The organism is Pricia sp. (assembly GCF_041745955.1).
Taxonomy (GTDB): Bacteria; Bacteroidota; Bacteroidia; order Flavobacteriales; family Flavobacteriaceae; genus Pricia.
The window spans coordinates 1-2145 of record NZ_JBGTHY010000525.1; the positions used below are offsets into that span (position 1 = coordinate 1).

A 2145-nucleotide genomic window follows, 5' to 3' on the forward strand; every position below is an offset into this window, starting at 1 on the left:
GCCGTAGTTCATCCGCATTTTTTACCTGGGTCAGCGAATGCATGTCCGCAATAAAAAGGAAGGATTCGTTTTCGGGGTGCTGCGCCATTTCGATTGCCGGCATGATTGCCCCTAAAATGTTGCCCAAATGTGGTGTGCCCGTGCTTTGTATGCCCGTTAAGATTCTTGCCATTGTTTTCTTGTTTCAGATTCTAAAATCCTCATAATTAATTTGTAAATTTTATTGAAAACCAGCCCTTCCGGCAGGCGGGTTAGTGCAATTCGTGTCAACCGAAGACACAATTTTCACGAAGTAACACGAATCTTTGTCCCGAATCATAAACCGTATAAAAATCCGTTTGATTCTAGGGAAGCCAAAGATAAAGAAATCGGTGATACCTCCTAAAATTGTTACTTTTGACCAATGCGCTCCATATGTAAAAAAATAGGCTACACGCTGTACCGAATCTGGTTCTATATTTTGGTCGCCCTGCCCATTATTATTTTCTTTCCCTTTTTAGTGTTGGCAACACTTTCAGAAAAATGGTATCCACAATTTTTTTGGATGGCCAGAAATCTGTGGGCGACACCCATTTTATATGGGATGGGCTGTCTGCCACAAATCGAATGGGAGCAGAAAATGGAACAACGAAAAAGCTATATGCTGGTAGCCAACCATACAAGTATGCTTGACATTATGCTAATGCTCCACATCAGTAGAAATCCATTCGTTTTTGTCGGAAAAAAGGAATTGGTCAAGATTCCCCTTTTTGGATTTTTCTATAAACGCGTATGTATCTTGGTAGACCGTGAGGATACCAAAAGCAGAACCGGAGTCTATCGGCGGGCGCAAAAACGTTTGAACCAAGGCCTCAGTATCTGCATTTTTCCCGAGGGCGGAGTACCGGATGATGAAACCGTTTTATTGGGTCCATTTAAGGATGGTGCCTTCAAAATGGCAGTTGCCCATACTATTCCCGTAGTGCCGATGACCTTCTATGACAATAAAAAGCGATTTTCGTTTACGTTCTTCAGTGGTGGGCCAGGGAGAATACGTGCCAAAGTGCATCGTTTTTTTGAAACGGGCCTTTTAGGTGAAGAGGATAAGGGTACGCTTAGGGAGGATGTGAGGAATATTATCTCAAGGGAGCTGAAAAGCGTTTGAAAAGTCATAATTGATTTATGCCCAATTGACGAGACAGATGACCAAAAATCAAAACCTAAAATTCAGCCCGCTATACACCCCGATTGAAAATGGCCGAAAATCACCGGAAACATTAGAGAAGGTGTTCAGTTGATATTTAAAGACCGGCTCGATATTCAGTTGCACTTTTGGGGTAAACTTATAATTGACTCCAAAGCCGACATTGGTGCTAAAGTTAAGGTCGTTCAAATTACGGGCCTCGCCGATTTCGGTAGTCAGCTCACCGGAATTCAGGGTGACGGAGTTGTCGATCAAAAACAAAGAGCTGATACCGCCCACCAAGTTCACGCCGAACCGACGGTCGATCAGTGCGTAATCGAGTTCCAAAGGTACTTCGAGGTAACCGAAACTTTGGGCTATAGTGCCATCACGAGCGGAATTCAAGGAACTGAACTCCGGAGTCAAGCCGTTGGAAGAATCCAAATTCAAATTAGGACTGTTCTCCGCAAGAATCCCGGGGCCGTCGGTATAGTCGATATTTTGCAATCTGCCGCTTGTCGAGACCGCTAATGTTGGCGAAAACCCTACGTTGTTGGTGTTATACCCATACTCTGCCTTGTGGATGCCGGAACGTACACTCAACTTTTTAGTTACGGCGTAGGCTATGGATACTCCGTAGCTCATATTTGTAGTACCCGATTTGGCATTTGGTGAAAAACCGGGGTCAATGGGAGATCCTTCGCCCATAGCATTGAAATAGACGGGGGCAACATTCGGCCCGGCTGACCAGCGACTATCGGATTCTCCGACAACCTCCTCTTCTTTATCTTGCGCTTCGAGTACCTCAAAAATGGATTTTTTGTTGCCATTGACTATTGTATCATTTGAAATATCACTCTTTCCGATTTGATTATTTAGGACGATTGCCTTATCCGGGTTTTCAGAAATGGTATTTGGATTTCCTTGGGCCGCCACTCTCTCGCCTTGGATTTTTTTATCGATATCCGTTTTTGAAGTATCCG

At 44.1% G+C, this 2145-nt stretch carries 2 protein-coding genes and 1 pseudogene; 1 reads left to right on the forward strand and 2 read right to left on the reverse strand.

Translation table 11 applies throughout. The features are described 5' to 3' along the window. Positions 1-172 (reverse strand): annotated as a pseudogene (locus tag ACEW8S_RS18680) (tryptophan--tRNA ligase); the annotation flags it as partial. Positions 173-403: 231 nt separating this feature from the next. On the opposite strand from ACEW8S_RS18680, the gene ACEW8S_RS18685 reads away from it, so the two are divergent. Then, complete coding sequence (locus ACEW8S_RS18685) at positions 404-1144, forward strand: lysophospholipid acyltransferase family protein (protein WP_373519621.1); 741 nt, start codon at positions 404-406, stop codon at positions 1142-1144. Positions 1145-1192: 48 nt separating this feature from the next. Here ACEW8S_RS18685 and ACEW8S_RS18690 read toward each other — a convergent pair. After that, on the reverse strand, positions 1193-2145 hold a 953-nt coding region (locus ACEW8S_RS18690), incomplete at its 5' end, for an outer membrane beta-barrel protein (RefSeq protein WP_373519622.1).